We start from the raw sequence: 22,311 nt of genomic DNA, 5'->3' as shown, positions 1-22,311 counted from the left end.
TAGTTCACTTTATCATTTGTTGAAAGGGGATACAAACCATTTCCAGCCAATTTCACCTAACTATGGATTGGAGAAGTGACAAAAGAAATAGCAACTGTGAGCGTGTGCATTTTCGTCCTTCATTTTGGACTATAGGATGGTGCTGTATGTATAATGAACAGGTGAGGGGCTAGAAGTAGAAACAGACATACCTATACATACAGGGAATGTATTCAAGATCAAAGTATTAAAGAGAGAAGCGTACATACAACATAACCGAGATGATGGAAGCATCTTATCTCGAGAGGAGGAAGACATATGAAGCAGAAGATAGCAGGGATTCTGCTGGCTGGTGGGCAATCTAGCCGCATGGGTAGGGATAAGGCGATGCTGGATATCGGCGGCAAGCCCGTCATTCAGCGTGTGGCAGATACATTACTGCAATGCACACCTGATGTCTGTCTGGCGGTAGCGAATGAGGGCGATTATCGATTTCTGAATTTGCCAGTAGCTGCCGATGAGTACCCAGGATATGGACCTTTAGCAGGCATCTATGCCGGAATGAAGCATATCAAAGCAGAGTGGTATCTCGTCGCAGCTTGTGATATGCCATTTAGCAGTGTGGATTTAATGCGCAATATGTTGGAAATAGCGATTGACATGCATGGAGATGGAATTGGAATTCCGCTCAGTCAGGCTGTAGTACCTACGTATCAGGATCGTATGCATCCGCTGTATGCGGTCTATCATCGCACAGCAATGCCAGCACTCAAGAACGCATTGGAGCACAAACAGCTTAAAGTGATGAATTGGGTGGAGCAGCATAATCTGGGAGAAATACCGCTAGAAGGACAATTGCCTGATAGTCAGGATGAATTCCTAGAATCCTGCGATATTACGCCATGGTGCCTCTACAACATGAATGATCCAGAAGCCTATGAGCAAGCAAGACGGATGCATATTTTAAAAGAAATGCCCGGCAATTAAGCGATCTGCCGGGCATTATGACCATTTTATGAACGTATAGGCAAAATGCCCATATCGCTTGTGATATCGGTTACAATATAAGTAAGCAAAAACACAACCACGCAATACAGTTGGATCAGGCAGTATGATAAGTATTATTTATCAAGCTGATTACTATCATAACGCACATCCATCATTATGGTAGTGAATAAAATCACAAGGAGTGTATTTCAGATGGCAGTGAATACGGAAGTGAAAATGAGCATCGATTGGTTGTACAGTCGGGTAATCACGTATCGTTTGTTAAGTGAAATGCTACAGCGCAAGCCAACCCTGTCCAAGCTGATCGAATGGCGCCGGGATGCCGGACGCATTCGGCAGCTGTCTGCTCGCTCGTATTCCCTGCTGTCTGAACTGGAACAGACACCACTCGCTACAATTATTCAGTCGGCGACAGACCATGCGACAGCATATGAACGGCTGCTGAGCGCAGATCAGAGGGAAGAGCATCTGCGTGCTGCGCATTATGTATGTGGTGGGCAGGAACGCTGTGGATACGAGGCAATCTTGAATTCGGTCTATGCACGCGCAGGTATTGCTTTTAAAAAGATGGAGCATGAGTCGGATGATCATATTGGAATCGAGCTGGAATTCATGTCTCTGCTAGCAGAGCGTCTGGCAGAGAGTGAGGAGCGTCCATTAGAGCAGGCGGCGGTCATTCAGGCGCAGCTTGATTTTATCGAGCATTATCTGCTCGTCTGGACAGATAAGATGGGGACATGGCTTGCTGAGACTGCACCGGGTTCACTTTATCAGCAATGGGGCACGATGTTGTACGATTATTTGCGCCAGGATATGGACGATCTGCGGCAGTATGCTGTTCAGCTGCATGAGCATGCGTGAGAGTAGGCTTTTAGCAGACATGGATGAGTACATGAATGTTCATATTCAATTATGATCCTGGCACGTATAAGAGCAACAATCGATCGTGTTCGTGCATTCGATTTTTCAACCAATATAGACAAGCTATACAATCATCCAATATAAGCAAGCTATACGATGATAAGGAAGCGCTCGATCATGAAGATAGTCATCGAGCGCTTCTTATGTATGAGCAACTTGGTTAGCCAGCGCAGCGAGCAAGAGAACTTCATGTGCCTGCTCGTTCTAAGCTTCTAATAATCCCAAACATAATAATTTACTGTATGAATATAAATAATTCTGCAAATCGTTACAAAATTATTTGTAAGCGGATTCAATTTAGCATAAATAGTCTAATGGAGTAATAAAGGAGGTTTGCACCTTGAGCCACTACAGGGAGATACTGCCAAAGATCATCGTCAGATCATGTGATCGGACGAGGGAATTCCCTTCGCTCGATTGGGCAAGACAGTATGCGCTAAAGGAACTGGTCCCGCAGGAGATTAATTTTGTCGTTAGCGATCAGCAAACCGGTGAGATTTTTATGGACGTACGCTTTGCAGCACGAACCACAACAACAATCCCCTGAGCCTCAGGCTACAGGGGATTGTTCGATCTGAATAGCATTACCGATCTGCATCACATCATCTTTATCGATCCAGCCAGCGGCAGGCTGCAATGCACATGCACTGCCACATGCCGTACCCAGTCGTAGCATCGCACGGGTCGAACCCCCACGACTGGCAGAGACGATCATGCCTGCCATCATCGCATCTCCACTACCGAGTGCACTGCGAATAGATAGACGCGGCACACGAATCTGGTAAAAGGAGCCGGTGGAGCGTTCCGCTGCAATCGCACCTTCCGCGCCAAGCGAGATCACGGGTAGCTCGATACCATGATCCATCATCGCGGTGAGCGCCTGATGCAGACGTTCCTGTCGATTACTGCTATCCAGTGCGATACCTGCCCATTCACAGGCCTCCTGCTCATTCGGCTTTACCATATACGGTGCTGCTTTCATACCGTGCATCAATGCTTCACCGCTACTATCGAGCGCGGTGCCTGCTCCATTGCGACGTGCAATTTCGATCAGTCGTACATACACATCAGGTGGACAATGCTGGGGCAGACTACCGGAGAAAAGCACCCAGCTAGAGCAGGCTGCCAGCTCCGCAACGGTTTGCTCCAGCAGATCCAGCTGTTCAGCCGTAACCGTTGGAGCTTGCTCGATCAGCTCGGTTTGTGTGCGGCGGCTTTGATCGAGAACGGTAATCGCGAGCCTGGTCTCGCCCTCTGCTTCGGTAAATCGGCAACCGACCTGCTCCTGCCGCAATAAGGACACCAGCTTGCGTCCATTATGCCCGGCGATCAGCCCGGTAGCCGTAACGGGCTCACCTAATTGTTGGATGATGCGTGCGGCGTTCACGCCCTTGCCGCCTGGTAGTGTAATCGCATCCTCAATACGATGAACGGTATTTGGACGCAGGGAAGGCACCTGATAAATAACATCAAGTGCCGTATTCAGTGTTACTGTCGTAATCATGCCAACTACTCCTTCAACCTGCGAAAGTCATTGCTGGATTGGCGTTTACTTCATCTATGCTGCCGTTTGTATAAGTAAACGACAGACGGATCGTCACGCAATAAGCTTCAAGCCCACTGCGGACGTAATAATCATCGCGATGAACAGGATGCGCAATCCGCTTCTTGCTTCATTATACATGAGCATGCCCACCAATGCGCCACCGACTGTTCCGATTCCTGTCCATACTGCATAAGCGGTTCCCATCGAAATGCCATTCATGGCAATCGTCAGGAAGGAAAAGCTTCCGACAAACGCGATCACCATCATGAACAGATTAAGGAATGAGCGCTGCCGAATAATTCGATTCATCGAGATGACGCCGAATACTTCAAATGCGCCAGCAATCACAAGACTCAGCCAGTACATGATGCTTCACCTGCCTTTGTGTTTGCTTTTGTCTTCGCTTCTGCTTTGTGATCCTTATCCGTAACAAGCTTCAAGCCGATTACACCAGCGAGTAATAGTAAAATAAGTGCAATCTTCGTCCACTGGATCGGTTCGCCGAAAATAATCATCTCTGCCGCGACCGTACCTCCTGTACCAAGTCCAGTAAAAACAGCATAGACCGTGCCAACAGGCAGACGACGCGATGCCTGAATAATCAGATAAAAGCTAAACGCGATACCTATAGCGGTTAATGTCCATTCTCCAGCTGTAGCGGCATGCTTCAGCCCGGATACCCACACAACCTCAATCAGTCCGCCAATAAATACATAAAGCCAATTGCGATTCATACGGTGTTACCCCTTTCCAATAATTCCATTCCAATAGATCGGCCAGGTCGCATCCAGTCGCTGGACTGAGCGCTGCTCCTGACCATACAAAACCTCCAGCAAAATACCATCCGCACAGGTTAGATAAGCTCGCGCCGCTTGCATAGCCGATACGGAGCAATTTAAATTTTCCTTATGCAGATTATGTTCAAATAGTCGCACCAGTTGATTTTCCATCGTATCCAGCATGTGATAGATGAGCGGCATCACTTCATGCTCCAGCTCCTTGGGTGGGAAGAAGGACATGCGCATCACGAACTTGATCGTATCATCAGAGCGATATAGCTCCTGCATATGCTCCAGCAATCCATGTAGCTTATACTCCAGCGTATGGTGATGATGCGCCAGCATATAACGCTTGAGCGAATGCTGTTGCACACGCGAAGCACGATGAAGCACCTTCATGAACAGGTCTGCTTTGCTATTAAAATGCGCATAGATCGATGGCTTTTTGATGCCTGCTTCGGTTGCGATCTTGGCGAGTGAAGCTCCTTCATAACCATCACGAGCAAAATGGGAAAGTCCAATCTGTAGCAACTGCTGTTTTACATTCATTATTCACACCTACCTAACGGTCGTTAGGTAAATCTTAAAACAATTGAATTTTAAAGTCAACCCTGTGCTTTTGAATGGCTTTTAATGAGAAGTATGAATAATAACAGGGGGCTATATAAGTGGCTATATCATTTGCGAGCCAGTCTATAGAAGGAAGTGGTGTATGAGAGAGTAGTGCCTAATCTCCACACAGCGGTGGATGAAGAAACACCCTGCTTTCGTTTAACATGAAAATAGAGAGGTCATTGGAGCGACCTCTCTGTGGATGAAGGATAGTTGTCATAGGGTGAAAAGGGTGAACGATGACTACGTTAACTTTAAAACGTAGTAAATCCAAGAATCAGCTGTAAGCGATATGCGATGTCTTTGAGCCATGTGGTCTGCTCCTGATACATGCTCAGCGGTAAGGTATATTGCTCCCCATCATTGTTCCACAGCATATTGAAGTAGCTATTCACCTCAAGCATGAGCGGATTCTGATTCGATGCGCTGATCCACAGATCGTTTTCCAGATTATAATCCTTCAGATTGCGTGGGGTGAAGTTGGAAGAACCACCGATAATCAGGTCTTTGCCATCAGGCTTATGGATGTACATCAGCTTCGTATGATACTGCTCATCCGTGGTGTTATACCAGCGAATGCCGATTCGTCCACCAGACTTCTCGTTTAGCTCGGCGGCGACAGGACGATTAGGAATACCGATCTTATCCTGTCCAAAAGCATTCTGGTTCGGGTCCAGAATAAGCTTGATCGTGACACCGCGCTGATCAGCTGCGAGTAGCTCCTTGGTCACCTCCGGGTCGGCTAGATAGAACATGCCCATCCATAGCGTATCACCCTTTTTCGTATCATTGATCGCTTCTAGTAAACGGCTGTATACCTTGCCTTCGGTAATATAACGAAGCTGAATCGGATCGGAAGTAGACGCATCTGTGTTGCTATTCGCTCCATCCGTGGTTGTGGCATCGTTATTATTGCTCGTTGTACGGGAAGAATGCGCTCCCGATGTAGCTGACGCAGAGGAAGCGGCTGATGTAGTGCGCTCCCTATTGGCTTCGTTACCATTTCCATTCGTATTGCCATTTGCGTTAGACGAATTGGATGGTGCCGCGGCTTCCTTCGTATCCGAAGACGCGGTGACCTGATCGGTATCGGATGTCGTATCGATCGCTTTGGTGGGCGGTGTATACGTCGGTAGCTTTACCGGATAACCGGATAGATCAACTACCGCCTGCTCTGCCTTGAGCAGATCGCCAATAATTTTCCCCTGCATTTCAAAGGCAACATTGGAATGATAGGCACTCGCATCATGCACATTACCGGTAGATACGAGCGCACTATGATCGGTAATGACGGCTTTGCGATGATTCGCTTTTACATTGATCAGCTTCAAGTAGGAGCGGAATGTCACATCTGGTCCGCCTGTTGCCATCGCATTCGGAATTGTACCTTCTCCAGCCTGCCCGAACCATTGGAAAAAGGTACGCCACACCGCTGAATAGACAGGAGTAGAATCCCGCAATGGATCAACATCGGTCATGATGATGCTGATTCCCGCCTGACGCATTTTCTCCAGCAGTGGATTAGGGCCAGAATTATAGTTCGTATTCACCTCATCTGTAATGAACACAATTTGCATATCCGGCTGCTGTTGCTTGCGCTTAATGAGATGGTCAGCCAGCCCCTCGCTGAGCTTCGGATACTCCTGACCTTTATGTACATAGTTATTGAACAAAAACATGTCGATCACGATAAAGCGGTCGGCTTCATCGACCATTTGCAAGATCCGGTCATAAATATGCCTTTTTTGGGTAAATCGATCGCCTGAACCGGGTGCTGGATACGTCAGATCATAATAAAAATTTACATGATCAACCGTATAAAGCGGACTTTCATACGAGACACCTGCTGGGAGTGGCTTGTGCGTTTGATACAGCATAACGGCGATCAGCCAGACAACGAGCAGTCCGAGCATAATACGGATAACAGGCAACCGCCAGCCCTTTTTACGCTTATGCTTGCTGGAACGTGATGTATGAATAGGTGCGGAATTTTCGGGGAATGCTTTCATGAGCGGTAGCTCCTTTCCATTAACACAAGCTTAACTGGCACAAGCATAAAAATTACTGAGCGACCAGCCTAGCAAATATATAGACTAGATGTCTATATATGAATCTTTTGCAACCAACTGCTTTGATAAATAACAATCGGCAATAAAAAATATATATTGAATGATGATTACATAATAGAATATGAATCTAATCAATATTTCCAAAGTTTTAAAAATCAAACGCCCGAATATTTGAGTTGAATTCGGGCGTTTGATATGAATTATAGCCGCTTATATCGAAAGACCCCTTTCACGCGACTTGCTAGATATGATCCGTGAGAAGCAGCAGATAGTAGACCATCGTATATAAATACTGGAACATCATAATAAATATAAGTTGCGCCATCATGAAATCTTACATAAAGAGAAGCTGATTTGTCGTCATAAGCAATAGAGCTAATATGTGAAGAAGATACATGAGTCCAGTTCATTTAAAGTACTCCTTTTAATGTATATTAGATTGCAATTTCAATTGTACCGGAGATTAATCTCTCCACGATACTGTTATGAATAATCCCGACAAAAGTTCGAGCTGTCTCAGCAGTAATATGGATAGTGCGATTATTGTCATCGAACGCCACTCTCAAATTAACATCCAAGCGATCAACAGCCTCTTTGATTTTAGTAATGGAATGTTGAACTTGATCGGGTTTATATTTCGCAAGTCTCCTTGTAGCTCGGATGCTCTTATCCAGTTCACTACGAACTTCCTGAGCATCTAAACCTGTAAACGTGTAGTCTTCAGTTGAAATCTTAAAGTGTCCATTTAAAAACTTATCCAGAGTCAACTGTGACTTCATTTTTTGATTTTCATTCAGCGTCAGCATACTTTCAAATTTATTAACGTCATAGACAAAAAGCGTCCGATCAGAACAATTTAATCTGGCGGTCACTGTGTAAGGAACCTGAATGCCTTTGGGTACGATCAAAGAAGTTGAATTTGCCGTAATCGACATTGAAAGAACTAGCTTATGTTTGATTACAGATGTACTTGGGACTTGGAGGAAATAAAGTGAATTATTTGATTGAGCTATAATAAATTTGATCGCTTCATTTTCTTCAAAATCCTTGATTTCTTGAGTAGCGAAAGGGTTTTTAGAGAAGTGGATCACATTACAAGCTTGATTATCCAAAATCTCGACCACCTTTTCTTTGAATGCATATAAATATTCCTCCTCATCAATATCGCTCAAAGGAATAAAATATGGAATGTCGTCGATCAGAGCGCTACCATCTAGCTTGACCATTGATGTCTCATTATCTCTGTGCAAGCTAAGGTCTTCTTCAAAACATTCTCTAATAGCAGTTCTTGTTGTACCATCGGTTTGAAGAAGGTAAATTCGATGAAGCCTAGAGCTTTTAGAAGTGCATACCCAAATTTTTTGTAAAGTCATCTTAGTTCCTCATTTCTTATATGCTGTAATATAAGTCTTTGATTTTGCGGCATCCCCAATCTGATACACGAATGCCGCATCATGATCAGCTCCAGCAAAAATGAATACATAATGGCCTTGCTTTGTTTTACAAAGATCAACTCCGAGTAGTAGAAGCATGATATTAGGGAAAATGTCAGAAGATTTCTTTATTAAAATGAAGATAATAAATTGAAGCAATATAAACAAAACTATGGCTTCAAAAAGCGAATGTTCAAGAACTAGAATCGCTGGAAGAATATTCCCAAGCAAAAATGAAGTCACGCTGCCGTTTGATTCGGCAATATTGTTTTTGGAGAAGTGATGCAAATCGATATCTGTGACTGGGGTTCCATTACCCCTTTGAAATTGCTTATAAAGTAAATGTTTCAAAAATAAAGCAGTTAAGATCAGGAACGCGAGTAAAAAACCACACCACATGTATATGGTAGTTTGAAAGCCCAATATACTCCGATCAAAGGGTTGATTGAATTTGTGGTTAATTTGTAGCAAAAACAACAGATATGCAGGGGACATAGAAGTAACAAAATAAAGAAAGTCATAAAATAACCGAGTTCCATAAAACAGATTATTCACCTCTCAATCTTAATTTTAGTTTTCTTGAACTGTATTCTAGTATTGAAATACTAAAATGTAAAGTGTATAATTTGAAATGGGAAGAAAAGAAGGGAAGAGGAGGTGCTAGATTGATTGAAACATTCTGGAATTTATGTGCACGCTACGGTCTGAACACGCGGGACCACTTACTACGTGAAGCAACACGTATAGCGAAAATGAAATTAGTTCTAGAGAAGCTACCTGCGTCAGAACGTAATTTTTTTGAACAAAGTCCTGAACGTCTCTTTACTGAGATGAAGAATGTTGTAGGTAATATTGAGTTAGGTCATTTCCCGGGAGACAGAGAAATGTTTTTTGAAATGTATCATGTAGGGAAAAACCTAGATCTGTTAGAATACGCTTTTCAAACACTTCGCCAGGATCGAGCGATTGAAGTTATGCAGGTATATGGAGAAATATTTAATACATTTATTCATGAAGTAGTAGGTCATAAAAAAGGTCATGTTCTGATTGCTGAATCAGAAAAGTTTCTTGAGGGATTATCATTGTACAAAAAACAATCAAAATTCAAACTGCAACTTGTATTACTTACGGAAAACTACCTACTAGGCAGGCTGCTTAAAACAGCTTTTGCAGACTATGAGCAAGTAGACATTGTTCAAGGTTCTTTATATCAACCTCTTCCGTTAAGCCAAAGATTCCATGCTATTCTCACTGTTCCGGTATTTGGCTCTAAGTTGGAGGATGATTCCTTAACGTATCGGGAAAGCGAAATAGCTGCAATTCATCATTTGTCCCCTTTATTAAATCGAGGAGGAACATTAGCTGCTGTATTGCCTGCTAGAATAATGTTCCAGTCGGGAGACATTAGTACATGGCGGCGAAATGTTAACGAGCATACACCAGTCAGAGCAATCTATACATTGCCAGAAGGATTTTTCCGCCCAGTTACATCGATCAAAACGTATTTATTGTTGCTGGGTGGTAGCGAAATTGAACAAAAAGTACGGATAGGACGTCTTGTGCTAACCAATGGAGAACTTGTTGAAGAGAAGATGATTAGTCTTACTTCAGCGGCGTTCAATCAACTGAAAGATTGGCGGATTGATCTGCTGTTGGAACAGAATGGAGGTACATTAACTGCTTTTCAACAGTCCGTTATACCTAAGATCAAGCTTAAAGAGGCAGCTACTGATATTTTCCGAGGTAAATCGATTCTCAAAAATGACCTGCGACCAGGTGCTATATCGGTTCTTAATATCTCTAATTTAGATAATGGCGAAGTGCTGATGGAAGAAATGGAGACAATAGATGAAGAAGAGCGCAAATTAAAAAGATATCAGATAGAAGAAGGGGATCTTGTAATAACCTGTAGAGGGACACAAACGAAATTAGCTGTATTCCCTTCGAGTAATTCATTTGTGATCGCTTCCGCCAATATTATTGTGATTCGTTTCAAGGAAGTGATTGATAGTTATTATGCCAAAATATTTTTAGAAAGTCCGTTAGGTATTACCTTAATTCAGAGCTTTCAACGAGGAACGACAGTGATGAATTTGAATCCTTCAGATGTGAGTGAGATTGAGATTCCATTACTCTCTAAGGAACGACAAAAGGAACTTAGCGATCGATACAGGCTGGAAAAGCAGCGTTATACTGAAGTGGTTACTGAAGCTACGAATCGGTGGGAAAATCAAAAAAAAGAATTATACGAAGCGGTACTAAGTGATTCAAACAAGGAGGAAGAGCGTTTATATGGCAACGGCGAATATCGGTTTTGAGGAAAAATTGTGGAGTATGGCGGATAAGTTACGTGGTAGCATGGACTCTTCGGAATATAAGCATGTGGTGTTAGGATTATTATTTTTGAAATATACTTCGGATGCATTCGAAGAAAAGTATGCTGAGTTACAGACTATAGCTAATGCCGATCCAGAGGATCGAGATGAATATATGGCGGATAATGTGTTTTGGGTACCGAAAGAAGCTCGTTGGAATTATATCCAAGACAATGCGAAAAAGCCAGAGAATGGACGTATTATCGATAATGCTATGGTTCAGATTGAAAAAGAAAATCCTTCGCTCAAGGGTGTGTTACCCAAAGATTTTGCACGTCCGACATTAGATAAAACAAGACTGGGTGAAGTGATCGACCTATTCTCTTTCAAAGTCGGAGATAAAGATAGTCGCTCGAAAGATGTGCTTGGGCGAGTATATGAATATTTCCTAAGTAAATTTGCGAGTGCAGAAGGCAAAAACGGGGGTGAGTTTTATACGCCATCAAGTGTTGTTCGTTTATTGGTCGAAATGTTACAACCATTTAAAGGACGCGTATATGATCCATGCTGCGGTTCGGGTGGTATGTTTGTACAAAGTGAGAAATTTGTAGAAGAACACCAAGGGAAAATTGGTGATATCGCTATTTACGGACAAGAGTCCAACCCAACGACATGGCGTCTATGTAAAATGAACTTGGCCATTCGTGGTGTAGATAGCAATCTAGGCGCATTCAATGCAGATACATTCCATAACGATCTGCATAAGACACTTAAAGCGGATTATATTCTGGCGAACCCACCGTTTAATATTAGCGATTGGGGCGGTCAGCGTCTGCTTGAAGATCCGCGTTGGGCTTATGGTATTCCACCAGCAGGTAATGCCAACTATGGCTGGATTCAGCATATCTTATCTAAACTAGCTCCAAACGGCGTAGCAGGTTTTGTGCTGGCAAATGGTTCGATGTCCACGAATACAACAGCAGAATTAGAAATTCGCAGTAAATTAGTCAATGCTGATCTGGTAGATTGCATTGTAACTCTTCCAGGGCAACTATTCTATTCAACACAGATTCCGGTTTGCCTCTGGTTTATGACAAAGAATAAACAGCCAAAGGGACTCCGTGATCGTCGTGGCGAGATTTTGTTTATCGATGCTCGTAAACTCGGATATATGGCAGACCGGACGCATAAAGAGTTGAGTGCAGAAGATATGAAAAAGATTGCCGATACGTATCACGCTTGGCGTGGACAGGAAGAAGCTGGTAAGTATGAAGATGTAAAAGGATTCTGCAAGTCAGCTAAGCTGTCGGAAGTGCAAGAGCATCAATATATTTTAACGCCAGGACGCTATGTTGGTGTTGAAGATGTGGAAGAAGATAACGAACCGTTTGAGGATAAGATGGTACGGTTGACAGCGGAGCTGGCAGAGCAATTTGCGAAGTCAGGGCAACTTGAAGAAGAGATTCGGAAACGGCTTGGAGGGATTGGGTTTGAGTTTTGATTATGATAAAAGTAAGAATATAGATTTTGTTCAATGGAGCGAGTGTACAATAGGCGAGCAGATAACTTTACAACGTGGATTCGATATTACAAAAAAAAAAATTAGAGTTGGCGCTTATCCTGTTATTTCTTCGAGTGGAATAACTGGATTTCATAAAGAATTTAAAGTAGAAGGTCCTGGCGTGATTATTGGCAGAAAAGGAACCTTAGGTACTGTGTTTTATGTGGATAAAAACTATTGGCCGCATGACACTTCATTATGGGTGAAGGATTTTAAAGGCAATGATCCTAAATTCGTTTATTATTTTCTTAAAACGTTGGATATGAAACAATACAATGTTGGTTCTGCTAATCCTACTTTAAACAGAAACCATGTTCATCCTTTAAAAGTTAAATGGCCTATATTTACATTACAAAGAAAGATATCAGACATTCTAGGAGTATTGGATGAGCAAATCGAACTCAACAACGCCATCAACAAAAACCTCGAACAAATAGCTCAAGCTCTTTTTAAACGTTGGTTTATCGATTTCGAATTCCCTAATGAAAACGGCGAACCTTATAAATCGAGTGGGGGAGAATTTGAGGAAAGTGAGTTAGGGTTTATTCCAAAAGGGTGGATAGTTTCTAATATTTATGAGGTCGCAGAGATTTCTATGGGGCAGTCTCCTAAATCAGAATTTTATAACAATATAGGGGATGGTCTACCATTTCATCAAGGTGTTACGAATTATGGAATAAGATTCCCCAAAAATAATCAGTTTAGCTCTCAACTTTTAAGAGTAGCAAAAAAAGGAAGTGTTTTGATAAGTGTGCGTGCTCCTGTGGGGAGGCTGAATATTGCAAATTGTGATATGGTAATTGGTCGAGGTTTAGGAGCCATAAATTCAAAGACCGAGAATAATTCGTATCTCTTTTACTCACTAAAAACTATATTTGCCCGCGAAGACCAATATGGATCAGGTACTATCTTCAATTCTGTTACAAAAAAAGAACTTGAAAATATAAAAATTGTTTATCCAATAGCGCGCGTTATTAATCAATATGAAAAAGTTGCTAAATTTATCGATAAACAAATTTTTAACTTATCTAATGAGATTGATAGCCTAGTCAACCTCCGTGACACCCTTCTCCCTAAGCTCATGTCTGGGGAACTCCGCGTCCCTGTTGAAAAAGACACTGAAGTGACAATTCAACCTTAATTGCTTTACTTTATATTCTTATTCCTACACCCTACCTACAACAAAGGAGGTTCGCCATGTACATTGCTTCTTACACCGAAAGCGATCTTGAACAAGCTGCAATCGAATGGTTTCAAGAATTGAATTACACTTGGAGCTATGGACCAGAGATTTCGCCGGAAGGCGAATATCCGGAGCGCGAGCGTTATAACGATATTATCTTGAGTGAACGTCTGCGTGATGCGCTGATCCGGATTAATCCAGATGCGCCGCGTGAGGCGATTGAAGAGGCTGTTCGGATCGTAGAAATTCCGCAGAGTCCCAGTTTGCTGATCAACAACCGTGCTTTTCAGCGGATGATTACCGATGGTGTAGATGTACAGTATCGCAATGTGGATGGAGAAACACAGACCCTCAAAATTTGGCTGTTTGAGACAACACCCGATCGAATCGAAGATAATGATTTCCTCGTTGTTAATCAATTTACGGTCGTAGAACATGATACGGAGAGACGACCAGATATCGTTGTGTTTATAAATGGCATTCCAATTGCCGTTTTTGAACTTAAAAGTGCCTCAAATGAGGAAATAGGAATTGCAGAAGCTTACAATCAAGTCCAAAATTATAAAGATAGCATCTCGTCGCTATTTACGTATAACTCTTTTCTCGTAATTAGCGATGGAATTAATGCACAGGCAGGTACGCTTACTTCGGATACAGAACGCTTTATGATGTGGCGTACGATCGATGGGATGGAACTTGCGTCACCTACGCTGCCTCAGTTGGAAGTTCTGATCAAAGGCATGTTTGATAAGCAGCGGTTAATGGATTTGATCAAACACTTTGTACTGTTTCAAAGTGACGGGGACAAATACAGCAAAATTTTGGCAGGCTATCATCAATTTCATGCAGTCAATAAAGCAATTCGTAGTACGGAACGAGCGGCACAAGATGAGGGAGACCGTAAGGTTGGAGTAATCTGGCATACGCAAGGTTCAGGCAAAAGTCTAACGATGGTCTTCTACGCAGGCAAGCTGGTGCAGGAGATGAACAATCCGACAATTGTAGTTGTCACTGACCGTAATGATCTTGATGACCAGTTGTTTGCAACATTTGGTCAATCGATTGATCTGCTGCGTCAGACACCAAAACAAGCAGAGAGTCGGGAGCATTTGCGCGAACTGCTTGCAGTAGAATCAGGTGGTATCGTTTTTACAACGGTACACAAGTTTAGCCCGGAGAAAGACGAATCTGAATTTCCTGAATTGACTGATCGGAAAAATGTCATTGTTATTGCCGATGAAGCGCATCGTAGTCAATACGGTTTTGAAGCTGAATTGGTTGTTAATCAGCAGACGGATGAAGCCAACATTAAATACGGATATGCTAAATATATGCGGGATGCACTACCGAATGCTTCTTATATCGGCTTTACAGGCACACCGGTAGAACTCAGCGATAAAAATACGCCTGCTGTATTTGGCGACTATATTGATATCTATAATATGACTCGTGCGGTTGAAGATGGCACGACAGTCAAGGTGTATTATGAGAGCCGAGTCGCACGTCTGGAACTATCAGAAAGTGAACGCCCTATTATCGATAGCGCTTATGATGAAATCACCGAATACCAAGAAATTTCTCAAAAGGAAAAACTCAAATCCAGATGGGCGCGCCTAGAGGCACTAGCTGGTTCAGAGAAACGTGTAAAGAAAATTGCAGCTGATATGGTCAAACATTATGAACAACGCCAGAGTGGCATGTTCGGTAAAGCGATGATTGTTGTGATGTCACGGCGTATCGCAATCAATTTGTACAAGGAGATTATTGCACTAAGACCGGAGTGGCACAGTGATGAGGATGATAAAGGCAAGATTAAGATTGTGATGACTGGTACATCGAGTGATCCACAAGAATGGCAACCGTATATTGGTACTAAGAAACGCCGTGAATATTTTGCCAGACGAATGAAAGATATTAATGATCCGCTAGAGATTGTTATCGTTCGTGATATGTGGTTAACTGGCTTTGATGTTCCAGCTATGAGTACGATGTATATTGACAAGCCGATGAGAGGACATAACTTGATGCAGGCAATCGCCCGTGTTAATCGAGTGTTCCGCGATAAGCCAGGTGGTCTGGTAGTTGACTATATTGGCATTGCTGAGCTACTCAAAGATGCATTACAGCAGTATACAGAAAGTGATCGTGAAAACGCCGGGATTGATACTGAGCAAGCGGTCGAAGCGATGCTGGAGCGATTGGATCTTATTCATGACTTGTTACATGGGCATAATTATAGCAAGTTTAAGTCTGGACGTGCCTCTGACCGGATGAAATCTCTAGTCGAAACGGTTGATTATGTACTGGGCTTGAACGAAGAGAGTAAACAAAACTTTATGAGGTGGGTCGCAGAACTTGCAAAAGCTTATGCGCTCTGTGCAACAACATTAGCAGCGGAAAATGTCAATGAGGAAATCGGTTTTTTGAAAGCAGTCAAAGCGGGAATTGTTAAACTTATTACCGATGATAATAAGAAGAAGACCCCATCTGAATTGGATGCTGAACTGAATCAATTAATCTCAAAGTCAATCATTTCTGAAGAGGTTGTTGATATTTTAGAAGCGGCTGGTCTGCAAAAACCAAATATTGCGATTCTCTCTGACGAATTTCTTGAGAGTGTACGAGGTTTAAAACAGAAAAACTTGGCGGTTGAACTTCTAAAACGTCTTCTTCAAGGGAAAGTCAAAACATTTCAGCGGCATAGCATTGTACAAGCTCGTAAATTTTCAGAAATGTTAGAAGAAGCCATTCGTAAATATAATAATCGAACAATCGAAACTTCACAGATTATTGAAGAATTAATCCAAATGGCGAAGGATATTAACACCGAAGTACAACGCGGTAGCGAATCGGGTATGATTGCTGAAGAACTTGCTTTTTATGATGCACTTGCTTCTAATGAATCAGCTAAGACGCTTATGGGAGACTTGATGCTGAAGCAGATTGCCCACGAATTAATGCAGTCAATTAAAAACAATATTACGGTGGATTGGACACTGCGTGAGAATGTACGTGCGCAGATGCGGGTAACCGTTAAACGATTACTAAAAAAATATGGATATCCACCTGATCTGGAAAAATTGGCAGTAGATATGGTACTTAATCAAGCAGAGTTAATGAGCGCTGAAACAGCGCACGAGTTTAAGTACTAAATATGACAATACAATTTACTATCTGTAAACAAGCTATTGACCTTAATCTAAGGTTGATAGCTTGTTTTATGATTTTGTACTAAAACTACATATTTTATAAATTCCAATGAATTATTTGTATTTAAAAATTAATAGTTGATTTATTTATAGATTCAATACAAGATTTTTTGTGGTATTCGTTTGCTTTCAATTGTTCAAATTTTGTTCAAAATTAACCAAATTTAATTTTGTAAAATGGGTCTGGTGACGGTGCAAATCGGTTGTTATTTGTTTATATATACTTTATGGGTATTGGTTACATGTGTAGCACGCGCGGGAACAACAACATCCCGGCACTAATTTCAGTTCAAAAAAGGGGAATGTTATGAAAGCGACTCAATCTGCCCGCAAAGCAGTTATCGTTGGAGCAGGACCTGGTGGACTGGCGGCGGCTATGCTGCTAGCGAGCCACGGGTACGAGGTGGATGTGTTCGAAAAACAGCCGGTTGTCGGCGGCCGTTCCGGTCGTTTGGAAGTCGGAAAATATCGCTTTGATCGGGGCGCAACATTTTTAATGATGCCGCATCTGATCGAAGAGCTGTTTGCCCTCTCAGGGCGTTCACTGCACGATTATGTGGAGATGAAGGAGCTTTCACCACTGTACAGCCTGCATTTTGGAGATACAGTTTTCAAGCCGTCACGTAACCGTGAGGATACGGCAGAGCAGATTGCACGACTGTTTCCAGGTAATGAAGCGGGATACTATCGCTATCTGGAAGAAGAGGACGTGAAGCTGGATAAAGTGATGCCGCTGCTGCGTCGTCCATTTTCTAATCTGCTTGATTATGTACGTTCTGATGTCATACGCGCACTGCCGAAGCTGCATCTAAACGATACGGTATATGGGCGTTTATCCAAATATTTTGATGATGAAAGATTGAAGCAGGCATTTACGTTTCAATCTAAATATCTGGGCATGTCAGCATGGGATTGCCCGGGCACCTTTACGATTTTATCTTACCTTGAGCACCGCTATGGTCTGTTCCATCCTACAGGCGGCATACATGCTGTATTCGAAGCGATGGCAAAAGTGATCTCTGAGCACGGTGGACGCGTACATACTTCCAGAGGCGTACAGCGGATACTGACAGAGAACGGAAAGGCTACTGGCGTAGTGCTTGAGGATGGCGAGCACCTTTTGGCTGACCGGGTGGTCATTAATGCCGATTTTGCTACGGCGATGAACCGATTGTTTGAACCGGGTGTATTGCGTAAGTATGCACCGGAGCGTATCGCAGCGAAGACCTATTCTTGCTCAGCTGCCATGCTCTATCTTGGCGTGGATGGCGAGATTGATCTGGATCACCATTCGGTTCACTTTTCCGAGGATTATCATCGTTATGTCGATGAGGTAACACGCTTCAAAACGTTGTCGGATGATCCGTCCCTCTACGTACACAACCCGTCACGACTCGATAAAACGATGGCACCAGCAGGCAAATCGGCTCTGTATTTGCTCATGCCGACACCGAATCTGACAGGGGAGACCGATTGGGAAGCGAAGCGTGAAGCGGTGAAGGAGCAAATGCTGAATCGTGCCGAGCAGATTCCGCAACTTCGTGGTTTGCGTGATCGGATCGAGGAAATGCAATTTTTCACACCGCTGGATTGGGAGCGTCAGCTGGATGTGTACCAGGGTGCGGTATTCAACCTGACACATAACCTTGGGCAAATGATGGCATTCCGTCCGCATAATCAATTTGAGGAAGTCGAAAATGTATGGCTCGTTGGTGGAGGTACGCATCCGGGCAGCGGCTTGCCGACGATCTTTGAATCGGCACGCATTAGCACAGCGCTAATCTTCAAGCAGGATGGGGTATCGCATACTCATTCCGCAGATGCAGGTACGGTGCTAGCAGGAGCGGAGCCATCATGAGACGCAAACGAATCGCCATCGTCGGCGGTGGAATCGGCGGCTTGACTGCTGCATTACTGCTGAGCCAGCGCGACGTGGAAGTGACCATTTTTGAGAAAAGTGATCGTCTTGGTGGACGAATCGCCTTTGAAGAGCAGGATGGGATAGCGATCGATCAGGGCCCGACGATCGTGCTGTTGCCAGAAATGCTGCATAGCATTATGGAGGAAGGCGGCATTTCACGGGATCGGCTGCCATTAATCGAATGTGATCCGCTATACCGGATTCATTATGCGGATGGTCGTGTAATGACCAAGCATCGTGGTACAGAGCCGCAGGCAGAGGAGATTGAACGTCTGTTTCCTGGCTCCGGTGCAGGCTTTCGCCGTTTTATGGATGATATGCGTCCGTTATTTGCACGCGGACAGGCTTCATTTTTGGAACGCGATTTTCCGAATGCGAGCACGTTTTTCTCGCGTAGCAATCTGGCGCTGATGCGCAGCTTGCGTGCGTATCGTAATCTGAGCAGTGCAGCCGGCATTTATTTCCGTAATCAGCAGCTACGTGAGGCCTATTCACTGCAAAGTCTGTATATCGGTGGTATTCCGGAGAAAACACCGGGACTTTACACGATGCTACCGTATGCAGAGCATGCCTTCGGTGTCTGGATGCTCAAGGGTGGATATGCCGCATTGCCACGTATTATCGGCGAAGAGCTGCAACATCGTGGTGTGGATATTCGCCTCGGAAGTAGCGTGAATCATATCGAGGTGCGCAATGGTGTGTGTCTTGGTATTCAGACCGATGGAGAGAAAATGCCATTTGATGCGGTATTATACAATGGCGATTTCCCATTGATTCATGATCTGTTAACTGATTCACAGCCAGCCTTGAAGCCGCAACGTCGTCCATATCAGCCATCCAGTGGTTGTGTGTTGATCTATGCAGGTACGAATCGTCGTTGGTCTGATCGGCTTGCGCATCAGTTCTTTCTACCAGAGGATCTGAATGCAAGTCTGCGTCAAACCTTTGGTGAACGAAAATTGCCAAGTCAGCCATCTGTTTATGTGTTCAATCCGGTAGCACTTGATCCAGAAGCAGCACCCCAAGGACAAAGTGCATTATATTTTCTGATCCCGGTAACCGATGAGCAAGGAATCGCGTGGGAGCAGGATACAGGTGAGCTGGTGGAACGCGTATTATCCATGGTAGAGGAACGTGGCTGGGAAGGACTACGCTCGTCGATTACTTGGAAAAAGGTTCGCACACCGGCAGATGCCAAGCGTAGCGGATTATATGGTGGAGGTAGTTTCGGAATTGCGCCTATTATTCGTCAATCCGGTGCTTATCGTCCACAGCCCCGTCCGTTTCCGTCAATTCGCCGTCTATATGCGGCAGGAGCCTCTGTTCATCCCGGCGGCGGTGTACCGATCGTTATGCAGGGAGCACGAATGGCCGCACAGCAAATGTTAAAGGAGTTGGGACTTTGAAATACGCGACCGAAATGGACCTGAAAAGCTGTGAAGAGATGATCCGACATGGCTCATCGTCCTTTTATTACGCATTTAGCTGGTTATCCAGTCCGCAAAAGGAAGCAGTTCATGTTATTTATGCCTTTTGTCGTATGATTGACGATAGTGTGGATGAGCCAGAGCGCTCACCGTATACAATTCAGCAGCTGCAAGCGTTGTTTACGAATCTGGAGCAAGCGGAAGGTCATTTTATCTGGCCTGCGCTGCGCTGGCTGTTTCATGAATTTCCAAGCCTGTCGAAGGAGCCGTTCAAGCGTCAGATGGATGGGCAGACGTATGATCTGACCTTTACGCGTTATTCTACGATGCGCGAGCTGGAGCATTATTGCTATCTGGTTGCTGGTACGGTGGGAGAAATGCTGCTGCCTGTATTAAAGGGTGAACATAGTGAGCTTATTCGTCATTCCGGTATTGCACTGGGTAAAGGCATGCAGATCGTCAACATTATGCGTGACATCGGTGAAGACAGTCGCCGTGGTCGTCGCTATATTCCGCTGGAGCTGATGAAACGTCATGGTTATACCGAGCAGGAGCTAGAGAACGGTATCATTAATGAGCGCTTTATCGCGATGATGGAGGAGCTGCGTCTGTTAGCCGAGCAGTGGTTTGCTACCGGACTGGGTGATCTGGACGAATATCCAGAGCGCAGTGCATTTACAGTAGAGCTGGCAGCGACCTTCTATGCTGGCATTATGGATGTCATTCGTGAGAATCAATATGATGTGTTCACACAGCGTGCCATCGTTAGCGATGAGCGTAAGCTGTATATGCTGATGGGCATTGCGGAACGGCATGGTGTGAGCAAGGACATGTTAAGTCGTCCGGCGGTATCGTAGGATGGGCTGGATTTTTTGGATATGGTATGGAATTGGAGCCGTGCTCCTGTTAACGATTGGTGTACCGAAGATGCTTGATTTCTCAAATGGGTTATTTCTTGTCTTCTATGCGCTGTATGCGTTATCTCTCATACGGCGCAGTCAACCCCAATACAATATGTCCGACTGGTCAGTCAGTAAACGGGAGACGATCACGTTCTCCCGCTTACTGATGGCTGCGGTGCTAATGTGGCTTGGCGGCATGGCGCTGGAATGGATGGGTGTACATACAGGCTGGCCATTTGGTGAGTACGAATATAGTAGCATTTTAGGTGGTCTGGTATTTGGCGTACCGTGGACGCTTGGTTTTGCATGGATCGCAGTCGTATCCAGCGGTATCCTGCTGGCAAGCGGACGTGCAGTAACCGATTCGATGCGTGCGCGTCTGTTACGTGCTGTACAGGTTGGGGTATGGATTATTATTCTTGATCTGGTGCTTGATCCGGTGGCTGATGCGCGAGGCTTCTGGACATGGGGCGGAGATAGCGGATTTTATGGCGTACCGTGGAGCAATTTTATCGCCTGGTTTATCGTGGGCGGGGTACTGTCATTAACGATTCCGATCATCCGACTTGATCTATCGGTTGCCCGTCAATCGGTCTTTCTGTATCAGGGGATTTTATTCATGTTCGGGCTGTTAGCATGGCAACAGGGATTGATCGGTTCGGTTATTGCGGGTGTGATTGGTATTGCACTGGCAGAAGGGAGCTATCGGTATGATCGCCGCCAACAAGTCAGCCGCGTTTGAGCAGGTATTTCGTTTGTATAATGAATGGTATCTGCTACGGCGTCAATTTCATTCGTTTATGATTAGCGGAGAACTGGATACGGTGCCTGCTGGACAGCCGGCGGTCTATATGATGAATCATAGCTCGTGGTGGGATGGACTGCTGGTGTATCATGCGCTCAAGCGCACATCGTCTGCCGAGCATTATATGATGATGGAGCAGCGCCAGCTGGAGCGGTACCGCTTTTTTGGCAAAATCGGTGCGTTTTCGATCAACAAAGACAGTCCGTCTGATATTCGGCAATCGATGCGTTATGCAGGACAATTGCTGGAGCAGGGGCAACGGGTATGGATTTTTCCACAGGGAGAGATTCGTCATCTGGAGACGCGCCCACTTGATTTTCGTGCAGGCATTAGCTTACTACTGCGCCAGTCCAATCTACATATACCGGTGATTCCGGTGACGCTGTATTATGGGCTATTTCAGCATGCACGGCTGCAAGCTAGTCTAATGGTTGGACAGCCGCTGCTGGAGGACTGGCGTGCTCTATCTGCGGCTGCCTGCGGTGAACTATTGGAGCAGCGCTTAACGACTCAATTGGATCAGCATCGTGCAGAGATGATTGCCGCACAGGGTGAATGGCTACAAGGACGCGATCTGATTCCGCACCGCCGCTCTACCGACGACAAGTATGACCAATACCGCAAATGGAGAAAAAGGTGAG

The 22,311-nt window shown here is 44.4% G+C and carries 20 protein-coding genes; 12 read left to right on the top strand and 8 right to left on the bottom strand.

All coding sequences use genetic code 11. The features are described 5' to 3' along the window. The first annotated feature begins 297 nt into the window (after nt 1-297). The 3 genes from mobA (at nt 298) to IEX62_RS04315 (ending at nt 2,455) form a co-directional block, all read left to right on the top strand. Nucleotides 298-966, top strand: a complete 669-nt coding sequence (gene mobA, locus IEX62_RS04325) for a molybdenum cofactor guanylyltransferase (protein ID WP_188774197.1) — start codon at nt 298-300, stop codon at nt 964-966. A 213-nt stretch (nt 967-1,179) separates the two neighbouring features. Beyond that, nucleotides 1,180-1,848, top strand: coding sequence for a TorD/DmsD family molecular chaperone (locus IEX62_RS04320; RefSeq protein ID WP_188774196.1), 669 nt, complete (start codon nt 1,180-1,182; stop codon nt 1,846-1,848). Nucleotides 1,849-2,248: 400 nt separating this feature from the next. After that, nucleotides 2,249-2,455 (top strand): hypothetical protein, encoded by a 207-nt coding sequence (locus IEX62_RS04315; protein WP_188774195.1) that lies wholly within the window; start codon nt 2,249-2,251, stop codon nt 2,453-2,455. 3 nt (nt 2,456-2,458) lie between these two features. Here IEX62_RS04315 and IEX62_RS04310 read toward each other — a convergent pair whose 3' ends face one another. The 8 genes from IEX62_RS04310 to IEX62_RS04275 form a co-directional block, all read right to left on the bottom strand. Beyond that, the gene (locus tag IEX62_RS04310; RefSeq protein WP_188774194.1) at nt 2,459-3,412 is read right to left on the bottom strand and encodes a 1-phosphofructokinase family hexose kinase; all 954 of its coding nucleotides are present in this window, start codon (nt 3,410-3,412) and stop codon (nt 2,459-2,461) included. Nucleotides 3,413-3,505: 93 nt separating this feature from the next. Beyond that, the gene (locus tag IEX62_RS04305) at nt 3,506-3,820 is read right to left on the bottom strand and encodes a DMT family transporter (RefSeq protein ID WP_188774193.1); all 315 of its coding nucleotides are present in this window, start codon (nt 3,818-3,820) and stop codon (nt 3,506-3,508) included. Further along, nucleotides 3,808-4,188 (bottom strand): DMT family transporter, encoded by a 381-nt coding sequence (locus IEX62_RS04300; RefSeq protein WP_188774192.1) that lies wholly within the window; start codon nt 4,186-4,188, stop codon nt 3,808-3,810. Before IEX62_RS04300 ends, IEX62_RS04305 begins: the two co-directional genes overlap by 13 nt. A 6-nt stretch (nt 4,189-4,194) precedes the next feature. Further along, nucleotides 4,195-4,782 carry a TetR/AcrR family transcriptional regulator gene (locus IEX62_RS04295; protein ID WP_188774191.1) on the bottom strand — a complete coding sequence of 196 codons (588 nt, stop codon included), beginning with the start codon at nt 4,780-4,782 and terminating at the stop codon, nt 4,195-4,197. A 317-nt stretch (nt 4,783-5,099) separates the two neighbouring features. Beyond that, the gene (locus IEX62_RS23685; RefSeq protein WP_229685612.1) at nt 5,100-6,854 is read right to left on the bottom strand and encodes a phospholipase D family protein; all 1,755 of its coding nucleotides are present in this window, start codon (nt 6,852-6,854) and stop codon (nt 5,100-5,102) included. Nucleotides 6,855-7,114: 260 nt separating this feature from the next. Further along, complete coding sequence (locus IEX62_RS04285; protein WP_188774190.1) at nt 7,115-7,324, bottom strand: KTSC domain-containing protein; 210 nt, start codon at nt 7,322-7,324, stop codon at nt 7,115-7,117. 24 nt (nt 7,325-7,348) lie between these two features. Then, complete coding sequence (locus tag IEX62_RS04280; RefSeq protein ID WP_188774189.1) at nt 7,349-8,287, bottom strand: hypothetical protein; 939 nt, start codon at nt 8,285-8,287, stop codon at nt 7,349-7,351. A gap of 9 nt (nt 8,288-8,296) precedes the next feature. Then, entirely contained in the window at nt 8,297-8,902 is a 606-nt protein-coding gene (locus IEX62_RS04275) for a KwaA family protein (protein WP_506329714.1), read from the bottom strand. A 110-nt stretch (nt 8,903-9,012) separates the two neighbouring features. Between IEX62_RS04275 and IEX62_RS04270 the strand changes: the two genes are divergently transcribed. From IEX62_RS04270 to IEX62_RS04230, 9 genes are all read left to right on the top strand, one after another. After that, entirely contained in the window at nt 9,013-10,665 is a 1,653-nt protein-coding gene (locus IEX62_RS04270; protein WP_229685611.1) for a restriction endonuclease subunit S, read from the top strand. Then, nucleotides 10,640-12,163 (top strand): class I SAM-dependent DNA methyltransferase, encoded by a 1,524-nt coding sequence (locus tag IEX62_RS04265; protein WP_188774187.1) that lies wholly within the window; start codon nt 10,640-10,642, stop codon nt 12,161-12,163. Before IEX62_RS04270 ends, IEX62_RS04265 begins: the two co-directional genes overlap by 26 nt. Next, nucleotides 12,153-13,364 (top strand): restriction endonuclease subunit S, encoded by a 1,212-nt coding sequence (locus tag IEX62_RS04260; RefSeq protein ID WP_188774186.1) that lies wholly within the window; start codon nt 12,153-12,155, stop codon nt 13,362-13,364. The genes IEX62_RS04265 and IEX62_RS04260 overlap by 11 nt, the downstream gene beginning before the upstream one ends. 56 nt (nt 13,365-13,420) lie before the next feature. Continuing rightward, a complete protein-coding gene (locus IEX62_RS04255; RefSeq protein ID WP_188774185.1) occupies nt 13,421-16,558 on the top strand; it encodes a type I restriction endonuclease subunit R in 3,138 nt (1,045 codons plus the stop codon). A 364-nt stretch (nt 16,559-16,922) separates the two neighbouring features. After that, nucleotides 16,923-18,473 (top strand): phytoene desaturase family protein, encoded by a 1,551-nt coding sequence (locus IEX62_RS04250; protein ID WP_188774184.1) that lies wholly within the window; start codon nt 16,923-16,925, stop codon nt 18,471-18,473. After that, complete coding sequence (locus IEX62_RS04245) at nt 18,470-19,942, top strand: phytoene desaturase family protein (RefSeq protein WP_229685610.1); 1,473 nt, start codon at nt 18,470-18,472, stop codon at nt 19,940-19,942. Before IEX62_RS04250 ends, IEX62_RS04245 begins: the two co-directional genes overlap by 4 nt. Beyond that, a complete protein-coding gene (locus IEX62_RS04240) occupies nt 19,939-20,820 on the top strand; it encodes a phytoene/squalene synthase family protein (RefSeq protein WP_229685609.1) in 882 nt (293 codons plus the stop codon). The genes IEX62_RS04245 and IEX62_RS04240 overlap by 4 nt, the downstream gene beginning before the upstream one ends. 1 nt (nt 20,821) lies before the next feature. Further along, a complete protein-coding gene (locus IEX62_RS04235) occupies nt 20,822-21,607 on the top strand; it encodes a carotenoid biosynthesis protein (RefSeq protein ID WP_188774183.1) in 786 nt (261 codons plus the stop codon). Next, on the top strand, nt 21,576-22,310 hold the full coding sequence (locus IEX62_RS04230) for a lysophospholipid acyltransferase family protein (RefSeq protein ID WP_188774182.1): 735 nt from the start codon (nt 21,576-21,578) through the stop codon (nt 22,308-22,310). The genes IEX62_RS04235 and IEX62_RS04230 overlap by 32 nt, the downstream gene beginning before the upstream one ends. Nucleotide 22,311: the final 1 nt, after the last annotated feature.

The sequence above is a fragment of the Paenibacillus hunanensis genome (assembly GCF_014645615.1).
Classification (GTDB): Bacteria; Bacillota; Bacilli; order Paenibacillales; family Paenibacillaceae; genus Saccharibacillus; species Saccharibacillus hunanensis.
This window is presented reverse-complemented; position numbering and strand designations above follow the sequence as displayed.

Coding starts and splice junctions, on each gene's coding strand:
- mobA (WP_188774197.1), top strand. CDS start 298: ATGAAGCAGAAGATAGCAGGGATTCTGCTGGCTGGTGGGCAATCTAGC.
- IEX62_RS04320 (WP_188774196.1), top strand. CDS start 1,180: ATGGCAGTGAATACGGAAGTGAAAATGAGCATCGATTGGTTGTACAGT.
- IEX62_RS04310 (WP_188774194.1), bottom strand. CDS start 3,412: ATGATTACGACAGTAACACTGAATACGGCACTTGATGTTATTTATCAG.
- IEX62_RS04305 (WP_188774193.1), bottom strand. CDS start 3,820: ATGTACTGGCTGAGTCTTGTGATTGCTGGCGCATTTGAAGTATTCGGC.
- IEX62_RS04300 (WP_188774192.1), bottom strand. CDS start 4,188: ATGAATCGCAATTGGCTTTATGTATTTATTGGCGGACTGATTGAGGTT.
- IEX62_RS04295 (WP_188774191.1), bottom strand. CDS start 4,782: ATGAATGTAAAACAGCAGTTGCTACAGATTGGACTTTCCCATTTTGCT.
- IEX62_RS23685 (WP_229685612.1), bottom strand. CDS start 6,854: ATGAAAGCATTCCCCGAAAATTCCGCACCTATTCATACATCACGTTCC.
- IEX62_RS04285 (WP_188774190.1), bottom strand. CDS start 7,324: ATGAACTGGACTCATGTATCTTCTTCACATATTAGCTCTATTGCTTAT.
- IEX62_RS04280 (WP_188774189.1), bottom strand. CDS start 8,287: ATGACTTTACAAAAAATTTGGGTATGCACTTCTAAAAGCTCTAGGCTT.
- IEX62_RS04265 (WP_188774187.1), top strand. CDS start 10,640: ATGGCAACGGCGAATATCGGTTTTGAGGAAAAATTGTGGAGTATGGCG.
- IEX62_RS04255 (WP_188774185.1), top strand. CDS start 13,421: ATGTACATTGCTTCTTACACCGAAAGCGATCTTGAACAAGCTGCAATC.
- IEX62_RS04250 (WP_188774184.1), top strand. CDS start 16,923: ATGAAAGCGACTCAATCTGCCCGCAAAGCAGTTATCGTTGGAGCAGGA.
- IEX62_RS04245 (WP_229685610.1), top strand. CDS start 18,470: ATGAGACGCAAACGAATCGCCATCGTCGGCGGTGGAATCGGCGGCTTG.
- IEX62_RS04235 (WP_188774183.1), top strand. CDS start 20,822: ATGGGCTGGATTTTTTGGATATGGTATGGAATTGGAGCCGTGCTCCTG.
- IEX62_RS04230 (WP_188774182.1), top strand. CDS start 21,576: ATGATCGCCGCCAACAAGTCAGCCGCGTTTGAGCAGGTATTTCGTTTG.